We start from the raw sequence: 16,994 nt of genomic DNA on the forward strand, positions 1-16,994 counted from the left end.
ACGACCGTTAAGCCTTCCAGCGTCGATGGTACTTGGACCGCAGGGTCCTGGGAGAGTAGAACGTCGCCAAGCCTGTATGGATTTAACACTTTTATTCGTATGGCCCGTTGGTCAAGGGGTTAAGACACCTCCCTTTCACGGAGGTAACAGGGGTTCGAATCCCCTACGGGTCACCATTTATGAACGCTTAGCTCAGCTGGGAGAGCATTACCTTGACAGGGTAAGGGTCGGCGGTTCGATCCCGTCAGCGTTCACCATATTGCCGCGGGGTGGAGCAGCCCGGTAGCTCGTCGGGCTCATAACCCGAAGGCCGCAGGTTCAAATCCTGCCCCCGCAACCAACTTTATCGACGTGGAGCCGTGGTGTAGAGGCCTAACATGCCTGCCTGTCACGCAGGAGACCGCGGGTTCGAATCCCGTCGGCTCCGCCAGATAATCATTGAAGTTTAGTTATGCTGTTATGCGGAAGTGGCTCAGCGGTAGAGCATCGCCTTGCCAAGGCGAGGGTCGCGGGTTCGATTCCCGTCTTCCGCTCCATTTAATATCGGGATGTAGCTCAGCTTGGTAGAGCACCTGGTTTGGGACCAGGGGGTCGCATGTTCAAATCGTGTCATCCCGATCCGAATGACAAACGATTGTCCGTCACTTATACACATGTATAAGTTGGCGGACTTTTTCTTATGACTACAAGCATATACACACCAACATAGCCTGAAAAGCCCAGTTTGCATCTGAGCCAAGGCTAAATTTGCTACGAATCGTCCAGTCAGCGCGGTGCGGATTGGATGGAGAGCATGGAGCATTGCGCTCGGATCTTGTGGCTTCGTGTCGGTTGACTTGTTGGATCGTGTAGATTGTCTTGTGGCATCGTGTAGGTTGCGTTGCTTAGCGAGTTGGCTGCTCCGAGTTCGGCTGGTCGCGCTGTGCCGTGCCATGCAGAAAAATATGAAGCGCTTTACGGTAAATGTCCAGCGTTTCATCCTTCAAGGCGCGCTTGGACATTTCACCTAGCCCCATAAGCAGAGCCTCCAGGACAATCCCCAGCGTTCGCGCGTTATCCGGCTTGAGCTCGCCGCTATCCATCGCCTGCTGAAGCATCTGCCGGTTGAATTCGATATGTGTGGCAATATAACGCGCGAAATCCTCGTGTACGTCGCTGCGCTCCCATTCGCTGGCCATGAATTCATCCGTTGCCTTCGAAAGCGGGTGGTTCAAATCGTGGGTAACCAGATGCTCAGCCAGGCCATATAACCGTTCCTCTACGGTCGTATACGAATTTTCCTTCTCGTCCCACTGGGCTTTCCACTCCCGATCCCATTCTTGCAGCAGATGCTTGAAGAGACCTTCTTTACTTTGAAAATGATAATAAATATTTCCTTTGCTACTGCCGGTCGCGGCGACAATATCCTCGATTGAGGTTGCCTTATACCCTTTTTGTACAAATAAAGCCCGGCTTGCTTCGGCCAGCTTTTTTTTCGTCTGCTCGCTTTGAATTTGTTTTTTATTCATGCCTCAAACTCCTATTCATTCATTCGTTAGACATCGAGGAAGAGGGCGGATTAGCTGATCGCTTGTCCGGAGCCTGCCTCTTCCGCTTCGAAAGGCTCTATGCCGTACCGGGCCAGCGCCTTTTGTGCAGATTCGCTCATGCGCTGCTGCATCCGGGGATTATCCGCGACACGCACGCGTTTGCCGAGAAAGCGAAGCTTGGATAAGACGTATTCGCTTTCGTCATCGAGAAACTGCAGCCGGATCAGGTAACGGTCCATGGTTTCCTCATAAGTGACTGTTTTTTCGAAGCAGGAGAAGGCGTACAGGATACGCGACAGCTCCTTGTTGTACAGCTGCACAACTTCAATGAGGGCGGACCGCTTTTTTTGCTCCAGCCGCTCGGCGATGGCATTCCGTATAGTAGTTAGCTGATCAGGCGCAAGCGGCTGCTCGTCGATGGCGACAAGATGGGCGAGCTTCGTGTGCATCAGCGATTTTTGCCGCAGGTGATACCAGATCAAGTACCACTCCTGTTTGACCATGGAGTACTCCAGCTTGTAGGGGAAACCGTTCTGTGCCCGAAATTCATGACCGTGCTTGGTACGGCACGTCAGCCGAATGCCGGTGGCCGATGCGATCAGGCAGCGCAATGTCCGCAGCAGCGGGTGATACACCTGACGGCGTGTGCTGCGAGCCTTCTCCACGAAATAGCCTCTATGCTCCAGCAGCGGCTCAGACTCCAGCAGCTGACGCAGCTTGGCGAGCGTATCGGCGCTGAAGGCGGCTTCCGCGGTCGGCAGCTCCAGCATCGTACGCAGCCAGGTCCGCTCATGGGCGGTTACGGTGAACGTGCCTGACTCATGCAGTCGTGTCATGACCTGGTAATTGAAGACTTTCTCGAACGGGTTCATAGTAGTTCAGAATCTCCTTCCATTCGGCGATAAGTTCAAGCCGCAGCCGGGCAGGCTCCAGCACCTCGCAGCTTGATCCGAAGCTTCGCAGCCAAGGCTTGATTTCCGTTGTGCCGTTGACGGTAATTTCATAAATAAACGAGTCGGACAGCTCCTCCGTAATAACACCCCATTGGCCCTGCAGCAGCACTCGTTCCTTGACAAAATTGACGCGCGAGCCTTCCGGGTTGAAAAAACGGGCCCGCACAGTGACAGGCTCCCCTGTATCGACGAGCCAGCTATGGAGGCTTTTCTTCTCCCAATAGGCGAATCTGGCCTGCCAAAGCTCTTCAGGAACCTGTTCTTCCTCCTGAACGCGAGTCAGTCCTTCCATCCGGAACTTGATCAATCGCTGGCGGGCGTTGTGCCCGATCAAATACCAGCGTCCGTATTGATGATCATAGACGATTTGCAGCGGAGTAACCTTCTCCTTGCGTCCCAGCGTTTCCCGTTCAAACAGCGGATTGGAGTTGGCCGACCCGTAGCTTTGATCGCTTTTGGGGGAAAAGTACAGAAACGAAACCATGCGCCGGCGCTTGATCGCCTGAAGCAGTGAATGGAAATGCGCTTCATCAAGAATACGGGAGTAGTAATGATATTTATAGAGAAAAACCTCGGCTGGCTCGATTTGCTCGGGCAGCAGCGCTTTTTTCAGGTTATCGCGTAATAAATACCCTTGCAGAGACGGGACGCTGGTATTGGCCATAATATCGACGTAATCGTACAGGTCGGTCAGCTCGTCAGCTGTCAGTCCTTCGACAAACGTATTGTGCAGCCGGTACCGGTATGGACGTTTGCCCGGCTCCTTGCAGATGACGCCAAGCTCCTCCAGATATTTCAGATCGGAGCGGATCGTCTTCTCGTCAGGCAGCGGCAGCTCGCCGGGAAGCTGAGCGCAGCACGCGTCCAGCAATTCCAGCGCGGTACAGCTGCGGTTATTGAGTGAAGACAGCAGCAAAGCCAGCCGCTCGCTTTCGGATTCCTTCAACGACTTGGCGCGGAACAGAAACAGCAGCATCGGATCGGCCGATTCGAAGTATTGAAACCGCAGCGTTTCGGCAAATTCCCGCCCCTGCTCCTCAGGCAATTGGCGCTGGACGGAGCTGACGATATCTTTCAGGCGACGTAGTGTTTTGTCAAAGGTATGGACGGAGATGCCGAGCCGCCGGGCAAATTGCTGCCGATTGTACGCTCCGCTTGTCAGAACAAGCATTCTTAGAAATTGAATTTCCTTATCGAAGCTTTCTCTGGCCATGCGCGTCCTCCGTTCAAGTGGCGTTTATTTCCTCTTTTCATGCACTCCATTGTATCAGACTTTTGCAGATCGTCATACTTTTGCCATGTTCGCGCGGGCAGCGGCATGAGAAGATAAGTCCAGCAGAGAGGCGAGGAGGAAGCGTTATGCAGGATGCTCGAACGCGTATACAAGAGGAGCTTCGCAGAATCGAACGGGAGGAACAGGTGCGTATTTTATACGCATGCGAATCGGGCAGCCGGGCATGGGGATTTCCGTCGCGTGACAGTGATTACGATGTGCGGTTTCTGTATGTCCGAACCGTGGATCATTACTTGTCGATCTGGAGCAAACGGGATGTCATTGAACGGCCGATCAGCGAGCAATTGGATATCAACGGATGGGATTTGCGCAAGGCGCTGCAGCTGTTCCACAAGTCGAATCCGCCGCTGTTGGAATGGCTGCAATCACCTATTGTCTACGAGGAGCAATACGGGGTTGCGGAGCAAATCAGGCGAGTGTCGTCGTTTGTTTTTTCGCCGAAATCATGTATGCACCATTACCTGCATATGGCCAAGGGCAACTACCGCGATTATTTGCAGGGGGAGCAGGTCAGGGTTAAAAAATATTTTTACGTGCTGCGTCCGCTGCTCGCTTGCGCCTGGATCGAACGCTTCAACGCTATGCCGCCAATCCGCTTCGAGGAGCTGGTGCAAGCCTTTGTGCCGGAAGCAAGCGAGCTGGGGCGTGTGATTGCGCAGCTGGTAGAGCGGAAGAAGGCGGGCGAGGAGCTGGATATGGAGCCTGCGCTTCAGCCGATCAACCGGTTCATAAGGGAGGAGCTGGAGCGGCTGGAGCAGGTGGCCCAGCAGTTTGCAGGTACAGGCGGCAACCGGGATGAGGAGCTGGATGAGCTGTTTCGGGCTGCGCTGAGGGTCGTGTGGGCGCAGACGGGGCCGCAGGATGCAAGCACGGCGGACGAGAACGAAGAGATGAAGCGGGATTAGAGCATTGCGCAAAAGCGCAGTCAGTTGCACGAATAGGATCAGATCAGGACAGAGGAGTGAGAACAAGATGGCGTATCGAACGATAGATGGTGTACGGGTGTGGGGGGAGCCGCAGCCGGGGGCGCTGGAGCAGGCGAAAACATGCGCTGCACACGGACAGGTGGTGCAGGCGCTGCTGATGGCGGATCATCACAAAGGCTACAGTCAGCCGATCGGCGGCGTGGTTGTGTACGAAGGGCAAATTTCGCCGTCGGGCGTTGGTTATGACATTGGCTGCGGCAATAAGGCGGTGCGCACAAATTTGCTGGCGGCGGATATTCGGCCGCAGCTGTCCGGGCTGATGGACCGGATTGCCGGTCAGCTTTCATTTGGCATCGGGCGGGCGAATCAGCAGCCGGTCGATCATGAGCTGTTTGACGATACGGATTGGAACGTATATCGCGAGTTCGGCCGAACGGTGCATACGAAGCTGAAGGCGCGGGCGCAAGCGCAGCTGGGAACGGTGGGCAGCGGCAACCATTTTGTCGATTTGTTTGAAGAGCCGGCTACCGGGCGGCTGTGGGTGGGCAATCATTTCGGCAGCCGGGGCTTCGGGCATCAGACGGCGAGCGGGTTTATGAATGTGGCGGCCGGCCGGGAATTTCTCGGCAAGGCGCCGGGCGAAAGCATGGAGCAGCCACCGGTGCTGTTGGGTCTGGACAGCGAGCTGGGCGAGCTGTATGTGCGCGCGATGAAGCTGGCTGGACGGTACGCCTATGCAGGCCGGGATATTGTGATGGACGAGGTGCTTGCCATACTCGGGGCAACGGCGGAGCTGGAGGTGCACAATCACCACAACTTTGCCTGGCAGGAGACGCATAATGGCCGCGAGGTGATGGTTGTGCGCAAGGGGGCGACGCCTTCGGGTCCCGGACAGCTCGGTTTTATCGGCGGCAGCATGGGCGATCTGTCTGTGATCGTGCGGGGCAAGGATACGGCGGAAAACCGGGACGCCTTCTACAGCACGGTACATGGAGCAGGGCGGATTATGAGCCGAACCAAGGCTGCCGGGAAAATGAACTGGAAAACCCGTACCCGCTCCGGCGGGCTGATCGGGGAGGAGCAGATGCGAGAAGCGGTTCGCAGCTGCGGCGTTGAATTGCGCGGCGCGGGGACCGATGAGAGCCCGTTTGTGTACCGCAAGCTGCAGGAGGTGCTTGACGCGCATGCTGAAACTGTCGAGGTGCTGCATGTGCTGCGCCCGATCGGTGTTTGTATGGCCGGAGCGGATGAAGTGGACCCGTATAAGGATTAGACATGCCATGCAGTCAAGCGCAGCGTTGGTTTTGAAGCCAAAATTCAATTTCAGGAGCGATGAGAGTGGAGCGGTCTCAATTGTTTGATAAGGTCAGAGCTATTATTGTGAATTGTCTGCATGTTCCCCCTGAAGATGTCAGGCTGGATTCAAGCATTATAGGTGATCTCGGCGGCGATTCTCTGGATGTTGTTGAGATTGTCATGGAGCTTGAGTTTGAATTCGATATTGAAATCCCGGATGATAGCGCAGACAAGATTCGGACGGTTGGAGATATGATAGCTTATCTTGAAGTCCACGTTTAGATGGCCGTCACGGTACCGCAATGAGCGCCGGGAAGCTAGCTTGTGCCTGTAGTGCTGCTTTGCCGCGCGGAATTGCCTACGGTGATTGCTTTGGAGGACGGCTGCAGGCGGTTGACAGGAAAACGTGCAGCAAGTAAGATGGTTGAAACGTATTAGCAAGCGGATGGTTTATCATCCGGCACGTTATTTCAGAAGCAACCGGGGTGTCTGCAGATGTCCAGTATTAAAGAAATTGCCCGCCTGGCCAATGTGTCCCAAGGCACGGCTTCGCTGGTGATGAACGGTAAAGGGGAGCAGTACCGGATATCCGCCGCGACGCAGCAAAAGGTGCTGGAGGCGGCCAGGGAGCTTAACTACCAGCCGAATATATCCGCCCGGCGTCTCCGCAGCGGCGGCGAGACGGTGCTGCCGATCATAGCGCTGTTCTGGTCGCTCGATACCCGCGCCGTGCTGATCAGCCGATTTCTGCAAGGGCTGCAGAAGGAGTTGGCGCAGGTGGAGGGGGAATACGAGCTGCTGATTCAGCCGTTTGTCGGCTCGGCGCTGAGCGAGGTGCGGAGCCTGGTGACAGGCACGCGCTTCAACGGAGCGATCATCGCGAATCCAACCGAGGAGGATGAACAGTTTCTGGAGCAGGCGCAGCTGAATGTGCCTGTCGTGTTATACCAGCGCAGCTCCGGGAAGTATGCTTCGGTGCATGTGGACAGCTATGCAAGCGGGCAGGCGGTGGCAGAGCTGTTTGCCGCCAGAGGGCATCGCAGCGTCGGGGTGCTGGTGCCCGATGTGTCATCGAGGGCGGTGAGGCTGCGCAAGGAAGGCTTTATGGACAAAGCGGCGGAGCTGGGCATGGCGCTGAAGCCGGAGCATCTGGTGTTCGCTGACTTCTCCGAGCGAGGCGGCTATGAGGCGATTCGTAATCTGGCACAGGCGGAGGAGGCGCTGCCGACGGCGTTATTTGTGATCAGCGATCAGATGGCGGTCGGCGCGTTGTCAGGCTTGCATGACAGTGGAACACGGGTGCCGCAGGACATCGAAATCGTCGGGCATGACGATGACGAGGTAGCGCGGTTTACGATTCCAACATTGTCGACGGTCCATCTGCCTGTCGAAGAAATGGCAGCGCAATGTGTGCGGATGATTACGGATCTGATCCAGCATAAGCCGGTCGTTCCGGCTGAGCGGCTGCTGGACACCTATATTTCGCTCCGCGGCTCCTGCGGTGCAGCGGCAGGGATGCGGCAAGAAAACTGAATGAATAACAGCCAAGCTCTGATGAAGGATTACGATGCATCCTTTGTCAGAGCTTGGCTGCGTATTGACCCGGCTTTTGGGAAAAGGGGCAGCGGGGATCGGTGCGAGGGATGCGTTCTGCTGCGGTCGTCTTCAATGCAGAACCAATCTCGCAATGGGGCGGCGCAAGCTTGGCAAGCCAAGCACATAGCGACGGGAACATTACCTGTAGGTTGAGAACATACGGGCAACCCTTTGTTTTTGCTAAAACGTATTAATAATGATATTGACGTGAAAGCGTTTCTAAAATATACTGAGCTTGTGTAGAAAAAACGTTTTAGCTAAACGTTTTAGCTTTTGAAGAGCAGTCGTTTTCATCAGAAGGCTTCAAGAGACTAAAGGTACGTATCAACACTAAATGGCAAGGGAGCTGCTTTTATGAGCATGGATCGTTCGGCAGGAAACAATCGGCAAATTCCGGGAGGAGTTTGGCCGACGATGATTACGCCGTTTACAGCTGACAATAAGGTCGATTACGCCGCGCTGGAGCGGCTCGTGGACTGGTATATCGCGCAAGGCGTACACGGCTTGTTTGCCGTCTGCCAATCGAGCGAGATGTTTTATTTGAGCCTGGAGGAGCGGGTGAAGCTGGCTGCCTTCGTCAAGGAAAAGGCGGCAGGCCGCGTTCCGGTCATTGCTTCCGGACATATTTCGGATGACTTCGAAGCCCAGGTGGAGGAGCTGCAGGCGATTGCCGCTACAGGCATCGACGCACTGGTGCTGATCACCAACCGGCTGGCCGGTCCGGAGGAGTCGGATGAGGTGTGGCTGAGCCGGCTGGAGCGGCTGCTGCGCGAGCTGCCTGAGGAGCTGCCGCTTGGCTTCTATGAATGTCCGTACCCGTACAAGCGGCTCATCTCGCCGGAGGCGCTGCGCTGGTGCGCGGAAACGGGGCGGTTCCAGTTTTTGAAGGATACAAGCTGCGATACGGCCAACATGCAGGCGAAGCTGGACGCAGTTGCGGGAACCGGTCTGAAGCTGTTTAATGCGAACTCGGCGACGCTGCTGGACACGCTCAAATTGGGCGCAGCCGGCTACAGCGGGGTCATGGCGAATTTCCATCCTGACCTGTACGTTTGGCTGCATCAGGAGTGGAGCAAGCAGCCGGAGAAGGCGGAGCAGCTCAGCGACTTTCTGAGCATGACCTCGCTGATCGAGAAGCAGATGTACCCGACAAACGCGAAGGTGTATTTGACCCAAGAGGACGTGCTGGACGGCTATGTGTGCCGCTCGAAAAATCATCTGGAATTTACTGTAACCAATCATCAGGAGGTTGCGCAACTGCGTCGTCTGTCCAAGGCGATGACCGAAGCTTATCAACGTGAGGAGGCTGTTCAATGAGTTCATCTGTCCATGTTAACCGTCTGCAAGGGGATATGCCCAAAATCGGGATTCGCCCGATCGTCGATGGCCGCCGCGGCGGCATCCGCGAGTCGCTGGAGGAGCCGACGATGAAAATGGCGGAGGCGTGCGCGGCGTTTCTTAGCGAAAACTTGCGTCATGCCAATGGCCTGCCTGTTGAATGCGTCATCGCCGACACGACGATCGGCGGCGTGGGCGAAGCGGCGCGCGCGGCGGAGAAATTCCGTAAGGAAGGCGTTGGGCTGACGATTTCCGTCACGCCGTCCTGGTGCTACCCGCTGGAGACGATTGACACTGATCCGTTAATGCCGAAGGCGATTTGGGGCTTCAACGGTACGGAGAGACCGGGCGCAGTGTATTTGGCGTCAGCGCTCGGCGCGCATAACCAGAAGGGGCTGCCTGCATTCAGCATTTACGGTAAAGATGTGCAGGATATGGGCGATACGGTCATCCCGGCGGACGTGCAGGCGAAGCTGCTGCAGTTCGCCAAGGCGGGTTTGGCTGTCGCGACGATGCGTGGCAAGTCGTATTTGGCGATGGGCACCGTGTCGATGGGCATTGCGGGCTGCATCGTGGATGAGAGCTTCTTCCAGGACTACCTAGGGATGCGCAATGAATATGTGGACATGAGTGAGTTTATACGGCGGATGGAGCGCGGCATCTACGATCAGGCGGAATACGAGCATGCGCTCGCCTGGACGAAAGCGAATTGTGTGCCCGGCGCTGAGGTGAATCCGCCTGAGCTGACCCGAACGGCGGAGCAGAAGGAGCAGGATTGGGAGACGGTTGTGAAAATGACGCTGATCGCCCGCGATCTGATGATCGGCAATCCGAAGCTGGCGGAAATCGGCTATGAGGAGGAAGCGGTCGGACATCATGCGATCGCGGCAGGCTTCCAGGGACAGCGGGCGTGGACGGATCATTTCCCGAACGGAGACTTCATGGAGGCGATGTTGACCAGCTCGTTCGACTGGAACGGCATCCGCGAACCGTTTATGCTGGCGACGGAAAACGATAACTTGAACGCGGTGACGATGCTGTTCGGCCATCTGCTGACGGATAGCGCGCAAATTTTCGCCGATGTGCGGACGTACTGGAGTCCGGAAGCGGTTGAGCGCGTTACCGGCTCCCAACTGACCGGCGCGGCGTCAGGCGGCGTTATTCATCTGATCAACTCCGGCCCGGCGGCGCTGGACGGCACCGGAGAGCAGACGCGCGACGGGCAGCCTGCGATGAAGCCGTTCTGGGAAATTACGGAGGCGGAAGCCGCGGCATGCCTGCAAGCGACCCGCTGGTGCCCGGCTGTCGATTTCTTCCGCGGCGGCGGCTACTCGACGGACTTCACGACCCGCGGCGGCATGCCGATGACGATGGCCCGGATCAATTTGATCAAGGGAATCGGACCGGTGCTGCAAATCGCCGAAGGGTATTCGGTTGAGCTGCCGGACCCTATTCACGATGTGCTGGACCAGCGCTCCAACCCGACTTGGCCGACGACCTGGTTTGTACCGAATGTGACAGGCAGCGGCGCCTTCAAGGATGTCTATACCGTCATGAATAACTGGGGCTCCAACCATTGCGCAGTCAGCTACGGCCATGTAGGCGGCGATCTGGTTACGCTGGCCGCGATGCTGCGGATTCCGGTCAGCATGCACAATGTGCCGGAGGAGCGGGTATTCCGTCCGAGCGTCTGGTCGGCTTTTGGCGTCAACGAGCCTACAGGTGCCGATTATCGCGCTTGCGCGGCGTTCGGGCCGCTGTACGGCTAAGACAGGGGGACATCGCTTGTGAGGAAGGAACAAAATCCGGAGCAGCAGCAGGAGGCAAGCAGCGAGACAACCGGAAGCCGGGACGGGCTGGCGGAATACGGGCAAAGGCTGCAGCCGGTCAAAGCCTATGCCATCGGCGTCGATTACGGAACCGAATCGGGCCGGGCGGTGCTGGTTGACATCGCTACCGGCGAGGAGGTCGCGGTACATGTGACGCCGTATCCTCACGGCGTGATGGATGAGCGGCTGCCAGGCTCGGGCAGACTGCTGGGCGCGGACTGGGCGCTGCAGCATCCGGACGACTACCGGCTAGTGCTGAGCGAGTCGATTCCGGCGGTGCTGCGCCTCTCGGGCGCAGCTCCCGCGCAGGTGATCGGCGTCGGCATTGATTTTACAGCCTGCACCGTATTGCCGGTGGACAGGAACGGAATACCGCTGTGCAAGCTGGACGCCTACCGGGATGAGCCGCATGCGTATGTGAAGCTGTGGAAGCATCATGCCGCGCAGGAGGAAGCAAACCGGATTAATGCGGAGGCGGAGGCGCGCGGCGAAGGCTTCCTTCGCCGCTATGGCGGTAAAACGTCATCGGAATGGCTGCTGGCGAAAGCCTGGCAGGTGCTGAATGAGGCGCCTGACCTCTATGAGGCGGCCGACCGCTTCGTGGAGGCGGCGGATTGGATCGTCGGCGAGCTGACGGGACAAGCGACGCGCAGCAGCTGCTGCGCAGGCTACAAGGCGATGTGGCACAAGGTCGAAGGGTATCCCTCAGACGATTTTCTGCAGGCGCTTGATCCCCGGCTCTCCGGGTTTTTCACGGACAAGCTGGCCGGCGACGTGCTGCCTCTGGGCGCAAAAGCAGGGGAGCTGACGGCGGATGCCGCAGCTTTGACGGGCTTGCTCCCCGGCACGGCCGTAGCGGTTGCAATTATCGATGCCCATGCCGGCGTAGCGGGTACGGGCGCAGTCCATTCCGGGCAAATGGTGATGGCGATGGGCACCTCCCTGTGCCATATGCTGCTTAGCGACCGGGAGGTTGCGGTTGAAGGCATCAGCGGTGTGGTGGAGGATGGCATTGTTCCGGGACTGTTCGGCTATGAAGCCGGGCAGCCGGCTGTCGGTGATTTGTTCGGCTGGTTCGTGGACGAGCAGGTGCCGGGTTATGTGAAGCTGGCCGCCGACCAGGAAGGCATCAGCGTGCATAGCTGGCTGGAGCGGCTGGCTGCCCGTCAGCTGCCGGGGCAAAGCGGCCTGATCGCGCTCGACTGGTGGAATGGCAATCGCTCGGTGCTGGTGGACGCCGATCTGAGCGGCCTGATCGTTGGCCTGACGCTGCAGACGAAGCCGGCGGATATATACCGGGCGCTGCTGGAGGCGACGGCATTCGGCACCCGCAAAGTGATCGAAACGTTCGAGGAGGCGGGTGTCGAGGTGCGCGAGCTGTTTGCGTGCGGCGGGCTTCCTCAGCGCAATCGGCTGCTGATGCAGATTTACGCCGATGTGACGGGACGCGAGATCCGGATCGCGGCATCGACGCAGACGCCGGCCGTCGGCGCGGCGATGCTTGGCGCGGTGGCAGCGGGCGAGCAGCGCGGAGGCTACGCCAGCGTGGAGGCTGCTGCTGCACAGATGGCGCGGCTGCGCGAGGAGCATTATACGCCCAATCGGGAGCATGCCGTGGTATACAAGGAGCTTTACGAGGCGTATAATCAACTGCATGAACAGTTTGGGCGCGGCGCAACGCCTGTCATGAAGCAGCTCAAGCAGCGAAAGCTGGAGCAGGAACGGCGGGCCGCTGCAGCGTCCTCGAACTAAGCCGAACAAACGCGGATGAGCGGAAGGCAGCCGCGCGGCGGCGCACGGTCTTTGAGCGCGGAAGCTGTGGGCAAACAGCAGACGGAAGCGCCTGCCGTGGGCCGTCTCGTCGGCCGACCGGCTTGTCAGCGTGGCCATTCTAGGAGGAATTTAGATGATTTTCGGCGATATTCGTCATTATGAAGAGGAAAGCCACACGTATCCGGCAGTTATCCGCCGGGGGCTGGAAAGCATCAAGCAGCTTAATCTGACCGAGCGGCCGGCCGGCCGCTACGAAATTGAAGCAGGCGTGATGTTTGCGCTTGTGCAGGAGATCGTCACGAAGCCGGAGGCCGAGCAGAAATACGAGTCGCATGTGCAGCATCTGGACATCCAGTATGTGGTCAGCGGCGAGGAAAAGATGCAGGTCGTACGGCATGCGGCCGACTTGCCTGTTACCGACAACAAGCTGGAGGAGCGGGACGTGGCGTTTTACGCCGAGCTGGGGGACGCTTCCGACCTGGTGCTGAAGCCTGGCCAGTTTGCGGTCTTTTACCCGTGGGATGTGCATAAGCCATGCTGCTCGGTCCAGTCGGACCAGGCTGTTAAAAAGGTTGTTATTAAAATTCACCGGCAGCTGTGGGCGTCGGCTTCTGCGGAGTAATCCGCGGGCTGCCCCGGCACGGAAAGAGAAGCACCGGACAAGGCCCTGGCCCCGATGCCGCCGCTAGCGGCAGCGCGGGTACCGGGCTTTTTCCGGTTTCTCTGAACGGAGAGCGGGGTGGCCTGGTGTCTGGAGCCGATGGTCCGTCTAACCGGACGAGAGCTTGATAAATCGACGAAAGCTTGATAAATCAAGGAGGAGACGCAAGTATGGAGCTATTGAACCGGATTAAGGGCGGCTTGTATGGAGTAGCTGTCGGCGATGCGCTGGGCGGTACGACGGAATTCATGACCCGTAAGGAGGTTGTGAAGCGACACGGCGTGCTGACCGAAATCATCGGCGGCGGCGTCTGGGAGCTGGACCCGGGGGAAGTTACGGATGATACGCAGATGACGTTAGGTGTAGCCCACGGAATTCTGGCAAATCCGCAGGACCCGATACCGCCGATTGGAGAACAGTTTCTGGACTGGTACCGGTCCAATCCGAAGGACATCGGCAATATCATTCTGCAAGTATTCCGCAGATATGAGCAAAGCTGGTTTGAGGCGGCGCTGGTCGCTCATCATGATATCGGACTGAGCGCCGGCAACGGCTCCTTGATGCGCTGTCTGCCCGTCGGACTGGCTTATGGCGATCTTGCCCAGCTGGAAAAGGTTTCGCGGATGCAATCGAAGATGACTCATTATGATGAACGCTGCGCCGAGGCGTGCATCAGCTACAACCGGATTGCGTGGCGGCTGCTGCGCGGCGAGGAGCTGCAATCGGCGATCACGGCGGAAATCAGCGGCACGCGTTATGCAGATGTGCTGACGCTGACCGGCGAGCCGGATTGCGAGCCAAGCGGGTTCGTGGAGCATACGTTTCGCTGGGTGCTGTATTTGCTGCTGCACAAGCAGACGTTTGCCGAGGTGGTGCAGCAGGCAGCTAATCTGGGCGGCGACAGCGATACGATCGGCGCGATTGCCGGAGGGCTGGCCGGGGTTTATTACGGATTTGCGGGCATCCCGCGCACCTATAGCGACGTCATCCTCATTCGCAGCGAGCTGGACGCGGTCGCACAGCATATCTGGGAGCTGCGTACGGGGGCACGGTGAGGAGCGGCAGAGGAGACGGAACCTTGAGGCGTGCCTTTAAAAAAAGGGAACTGCTGCCCGAATTGGATTGACTCGAAAGCTCGGGTATGATATATAATTACTTATTGATAAAAACTAATTGTTATTATCAAGAGATAAACTAATTAAGAGAATCCATACCTTCACGCCTGAGGAGAATCCAAATGAGCGATGATTTGCTGCGGGACGCGCAGGGCTTGACAGAGCAACAATTTTTGCACCAGTACGATGCAAGCGGATTTGAGCGTCCGTCCGTTACGGTGGATATGCTGATTTTTACGGTAGTGAACAAGGAGCAGGACAATTACCGCAAGCTGCCGGACAAGGCGCTGCAGCTGCTGCTGATCAAACGCGGTGCGCATCCGTTTCTCGGTCAATGGGCGCTGCCGGGCGGATTTGTGTCGGTGAAGGAAAGCGTGGATGACGCGGCCCGGCGGGAGCTGTACAGCGAAACGAACATCGACGATGTGTATATGGAGCAGCTATTTACATGGGGGGCGGCTGACCGCGATCCGCGAACACGTGTCATCAGCAGCTCGTACATGGCGCTCGTCGACCGGACCTCGCTGCAGGTGCGGGCCGGCGATGATGCGGCGGAAGCCGCCTGGTGGGAGCTTGGCTACCGGGTGGCACAGGAGACAAAGACGGTAACCGGGTCGGGCTGCGAGCTGGAGAAGCTGGTGGACATCGAGCTGACCCGGGGCGAGGAGAAGCTGGCTGCGACGGTGCGGGTGGTGGAGTCCATGGTTGGCAGCGCCAGCACCGTCACGCGCGACATTGTGAAGGGGGACGGGATTGCCTTCGACCACGCGCAGATGATCGAATATGCGGTTGAACGGCTGCGCAATAAAATCGAATATACCGATATTGCCTTCAACCTGATGCCGCCGCTTTTTACGTTGTCGGAGCTGCAGCAGGTATATGAGGTCATTCTTGGCAAGGAGCTGCTGGCAGCGGCGTTCCGCCGGAAAATCGCAGATGTGGTGATGGAAACGAAGGAGTCGACCAAGGATGCAGGACATCGTCCGTCCAAGCTGTACAAATACCGCCCGCGCTGGGAACGGGGCTGGTAGCGGGACGCTGGGCATACGTTGAACACAGAAAGCAGGTGACTCACAGGTGACTCATATGGAACGATTTACGGCCTTTTACCGATCAAGCTCGCCATTTTCCCAGTGGTATCCGGTTGTTTATACGAATGAGGGCGTGACGTACAATTGCGCGGAGCAAGAGATGATGGTTCAGAAAGCCCGGCTGTTCGGCGATGAGGAGGCGGAGCAGCGCATTTTGCTTGCAGCTACGCCAAGGGAGCAGAAGGCTCTGGGCCGCAGCGTGCGCCATTTTGACCAGACGGTGTGGGAGCGGCAGGCGAGAACGATCGTATATAACGCAAATTATGCGAAGTTTACCCAACATGAGGACCTGCTTCAGGCGCTGCTGGCGACAAAGGGCACGACGCTGGTCGAGGCCAGCCCGACGGATCGGATTTGGGGTGTCGGATTGGCGGAGGAGCATCCTCACGTTTACCAGCGTGCGAAGTGGCGAGGGCTAAACTGGCTCGGCGAGGTGCTGACCCTGCTTCGGGAGGACGTGCTGCGGGAGACGGGCACTCGGGAGGGTTAAACGCAGGAGCGGCGCAACAAAAGCGGCGAAGGACAGGGCATTTGAAAAGCGCAGCGGCCGCGGGCGCGCTTGAAAAGGTGCCCTCGCGCGAAGGATGAATCATGATGAAGACGAAGCAAATTCGAGGTGAACGAACATGAACAGGGATAAACAGACGCGTAAGCAGGGGCACGATAGGGGCCGAGGCGGCAGAAGCCGGATTGCCCAGGATACGCTGGACATTTTGGAGCGCGGGGCGTACACGTCACCGGCAGGCAAACAAATTGAGCTAAGCGAGCCGATTCGGCGGGCGATTGCCGGTTCGCAGTTGTATACACCCGACATGCTGCCCGGCGTGCAGCAGCAGGCGACGGACCGGCTTGCAGAAGGCCCGTCCAGCCGTCCGCGCCTGGAGCTGACAGGCGAAACGACGCTGCAGGCCGCACGCCGTATGGTCGTGGACGAAGGGCGTGCGGATACGCTTTGCCTGAACTTTGCATCCGCAAAAAATCCGGGCGGCGGCTTCCTCGGCGGGAGCCAGGCCCAAGAGGAAAGCTTGGCGCGATCCTCCGCGCTATACCCGTGCATTGCGCAGATGACAAGTATGTATGCGCATAACCGGGCGATGCGGTCCTGCCTGTACTCGCATCATATGATTTATTCCCCGGGAGTCCCGGTGCTGCGCGAAGACAGCGGCATGCTGCTGGAGGAGCCGTATTTGGCGGCCTTCGTTACGGCGCCGGCCGTGAACGCCGGGGTTGTACGGGAGCGGGAAGCCGAGCAAGGAGAAGCCGGCCGAATCGCTCCCGTTATGCTGGAGCGCATCCGCTACATCCTGTCGGTTGCCGCCTGCCATGGACACAAGGCGCTTGTGCTTGGCGCTTACGGATGTGGCGTATTCGGTAATGAGCCTGCCGAAGTGGCCGGCTATTTCGAGCAAGTGCTGGCCGGCGAGCGCTACGAGGCTTTATTTGACCGTATTGTGTTTGCCGTCTACGAGTCATCCCCTCATAAACGGGCAGAAATGGCCTTCCGTTCCAAGCTAATGTCAACATCCTAAAAATTTACAAAAAATGATCATTTCTTCCCTGAATCCTGTGCTAGAATAATAGAGTAGTATTCAT

General features: G+C 57.8%; 15 protein-coding genes and 6 tRNA genes. 18 read left to right on the plus strand and 3 right to left on the minus strand.

What is annotated here, in order from left to right:
- Window positions 1–101: 101 nt before the first annotated feature.
- From AC6ROY_RS15975 to AC6ROY_RS16000, 6 genes are all read left to right on the plus strand, one after another.
- A tRNA-Glu gene (locus tag AC6ROY_RS15975) sits at window positions 102–176 on the plus strand.
- Between the two features lie 5 nt (window positions 177–181).
- Window positions 182–257: transfer RNA gene (locus AC6ROY_RS15980), tRNA-Val, on the plus strand.
- A 6-nt stretch (window positions 258–263) separates the two neighbouring features.
- Window positions 264–340: transfer RNA gene (locus tag AC6ROY_RS15985), tRNA-Met, on the plus strand.
- A gap of 13 nt (window positions 341–353) precedes the next feature.
- Window positions 354–430, plus strand: a tRNA-Asp gene (locus AC6ROY_RS15990).
- A gap of 31 nt (window positions 431–461) precedes the next feature.
- A tRNA-Gly gene (locus tag AC6ROY_RS15995) sits at window positions 462–536 on the plus strand.
- A gap of 8 nt (window positions 537–544) precedes the next feature.
- Window positions 545–618: transfer RNA gene (locus AC6ROY_RS16000), tRNA-Pro, on the plus strand.
- 266 nt (window positions 619–884) lie between these two features.
- Here the strand turns inward: AC6ROY_RS16000 and AC6ROY_RS16005 are convergent.
- From AC6ROY_RS16005 to AC6ROY_RS16015, 3 genes are read right to left on the minus strand one after another with little or no spacing between them, the layout of a single operon-like run.
- Window positions 885–1,508: a TetR/AcrR family transcriptional regulator gene (locus AC6ROY_RS16005; RefSeq protein WP_500101573.1), complete on the minus strand. Its 624-nt coding sequence runs from the start codon at window positions 1,506–1,508 to the stop codon at window positions 885–887.
- Between the two features lie 50 nt (window positions 1,509–1,558).
- A complete protein-coding gene (locus tag AC6ROY_RS16010; RefSeq protein ID WP_500101574.1) occupies window positions 1,559–2,401 on the minus strand; it encodes a WYL domain-containing protein in 843 nt (280 codons plus the stop codon).
- Window positions 2,349–3,695 carry a helix-turn-helix transcriptional regulator gene (locus tag AC6ROY_RS16015; protein WP_500101575.1) on the minus strand — a complete coding sequence of 449 codons (1,347 nt, stop codon included), beginning with the start codon at window positions 3,693–3,695 and terminating at the stop codon, window positions 2,349–2,351. Before AC6ROY_RS16015 ends, AC6ROY_RS16010 begins: the two co-directional genes overlap by 53 nt.
- Before the next feature lie 146 nt (window positions 3,696–3,841).
- On the opposite strand from AC6ROY_RS16015, the gene AC6ROY_RS16020 reads away from it, so the two are divergent.
- The 12 genes from AC6ROY_RS16020 to AC6ROY_RS16075 all read left to right on the plus strand — a co-directional run bounded on the left by AC6ROY_RS16020 (window position 3,842) and on the right by AC6ROY_RS16075 (window position 16,930).
- Window positions 3,842–4,681: a nucleotidyltransferase domain-containing protein gene (locus AC6ROY_RS16020; protein WP_500101576.1), complete on the plus strand. Its 840-nt coding sequence runs from the start codon at window positions 3,842–3,844 to the stop codon at window positions 4,679–4,681.
- Window positions 4,682–4,748: 67 nt separating this feature from the next.
- The gene (locus tag AC6ROY_RS16025; RefSeq protein ID WP_500101577.1) at window positions 4,749–5,975 is read left to right on the plus strand and encodes an RtcB family protein; all 1,227 of its coding nucleotides are present in this window, start codon (window positions 4,749–4,751) and stop codon (window positions 5,973–5,975) included.
- Between the two features lie 65 nt (window positions 5,976–6,040).
- Window positions 6,041–6,280 (plus strand): acyl carrier protein, encoded by a 240-nt coding sequence (acpP, locus tag AC6ROY_RS16030; protein ID WP_500101578.1) that lies wholly within the window; start codon window positions 6,041–6,043, stop codon window positions 6,278–6,280.
- A 213-nt stretch (window positions 6,281–6,493) separates the two neighbouring features.
- The gene (locus tag AC6ROY_RS16035; RefSeq protein ID WP_500101579.1) at window positions 6,494–7,531 is read left to right on the plus strand and encodes a LacI family DNA-binding transcriptional regulator; all 1,038 of its coding nucleotides are present in this window, start codon (window positions 6,494–6,496) and stop codon (window positions 7,529–7,531) included.
- Between the two features lie 417 nt (window positions 7,532–7,948).
- Window positions 7,949–8,911, plus strand: coding sequence for a dihydrodipicolinate synthase family protein (locus AC6ROY_RS16040; RefSeq protein ID WP_500101580.1), 963 nt, complete (start codon window positions 7,949–7,951; stop codon window positions 8,909–8,911).
- Complete coding sequence (locus tag AC6ROY_RS16045; protein WP_500101581.1) at window positions 8,908–10,701, plus strand: L-fucose isomerase; 1,794 nt, start codon at window positions 8,908–8,910, stop codon at window positions 10,699–10,701. Before AC6ROY_RS16040 ends, AC6ROY_RS16045 begins: the two co-directional genes overlap by 4 nt.
- Window positions 10,702–10,809: 108 nt before the next feature.
- Entirely contained in the window at window positions 10,810–12,513 is a 1,704-nt protein-coding gene (locus tag AC6ROY_RS16050) for a ribulokinase (RefSeq protein WP_500101691.1), read from the plus strand.
- 154 nt (window positions 12,514–12,667) lie between these two features.
- Window positions 12,668–13,156 (plus strand): NanQ anomerase/TabA/YiaL family protein, encoded by a 489-nt coding sequence (locus tag AC6ROY_RS16055; protein ID WP_500101582.1) that lies wholly within the window; start codon window positions 12,668–12,670, stop codon window positions 13,154–13,156.
- A 209-nt stretch (window positions 13,157–13,365) separates the two neighbouring features.
- Window positions 13,366–14,250 (plus strand): ADP-ribosylglycohydrolase family protein, encoded by an 885-nt coding sequence (locus AC6ROY_RS16060; protein WP_500101583.1) that lies wholly within the window; start codon window positions 13,366–13,368, stop codon window positions 14,248–14,250.
- 182 nt (window positions 14,251–14,432) lie between these two features.
- Window positions 14,433–15,341, plus strand: coding sequence for an NUDIX hydrolase (locus AC6ROY_RS16065; protein WP_500101584.1), 909 nt, complete (start codon window positions 14,433–14,435; stop codon window positions 15,339–15,341).
- Window positions 15,342–15,396: 55 nt separating this feature from the next.
- Window positions 15,397–15,891 carry a riboflavin biosynthesis intermediates N-glycosidase gene (ybiA, locus tag AC6ROY_RS16070; protein ID WP_500101585.1) on the plus strand — a complete coding sequence of 165 codons (495 nt, stop codon included), beginning with the start codon at window positions 15,397–15,399 and terminating at the stop codon, window positions 15,889–15,891.
- Window positions 15,892–16,027: 136 nt separating this feature from the next.
- Window positions 16,028–16,930 carry a TIGR02452 family protein gene (locus tag AC6ROY_RS16075; RefSeq protein WP_500101586.1) on the plus strand — a complete coding sequence of 301 codons (903 nt, stop codon included), beginning with the start codon at window positions 16,028–16,030 and terminating at the stop codon, window positions 16,928–16,930.
- Window positions 16,931–16,994 lie beyond the last annotated feature (64 nt).

This window comes from Paenibacillus sp. sg306046 (genome assembly GCF_059821225.1).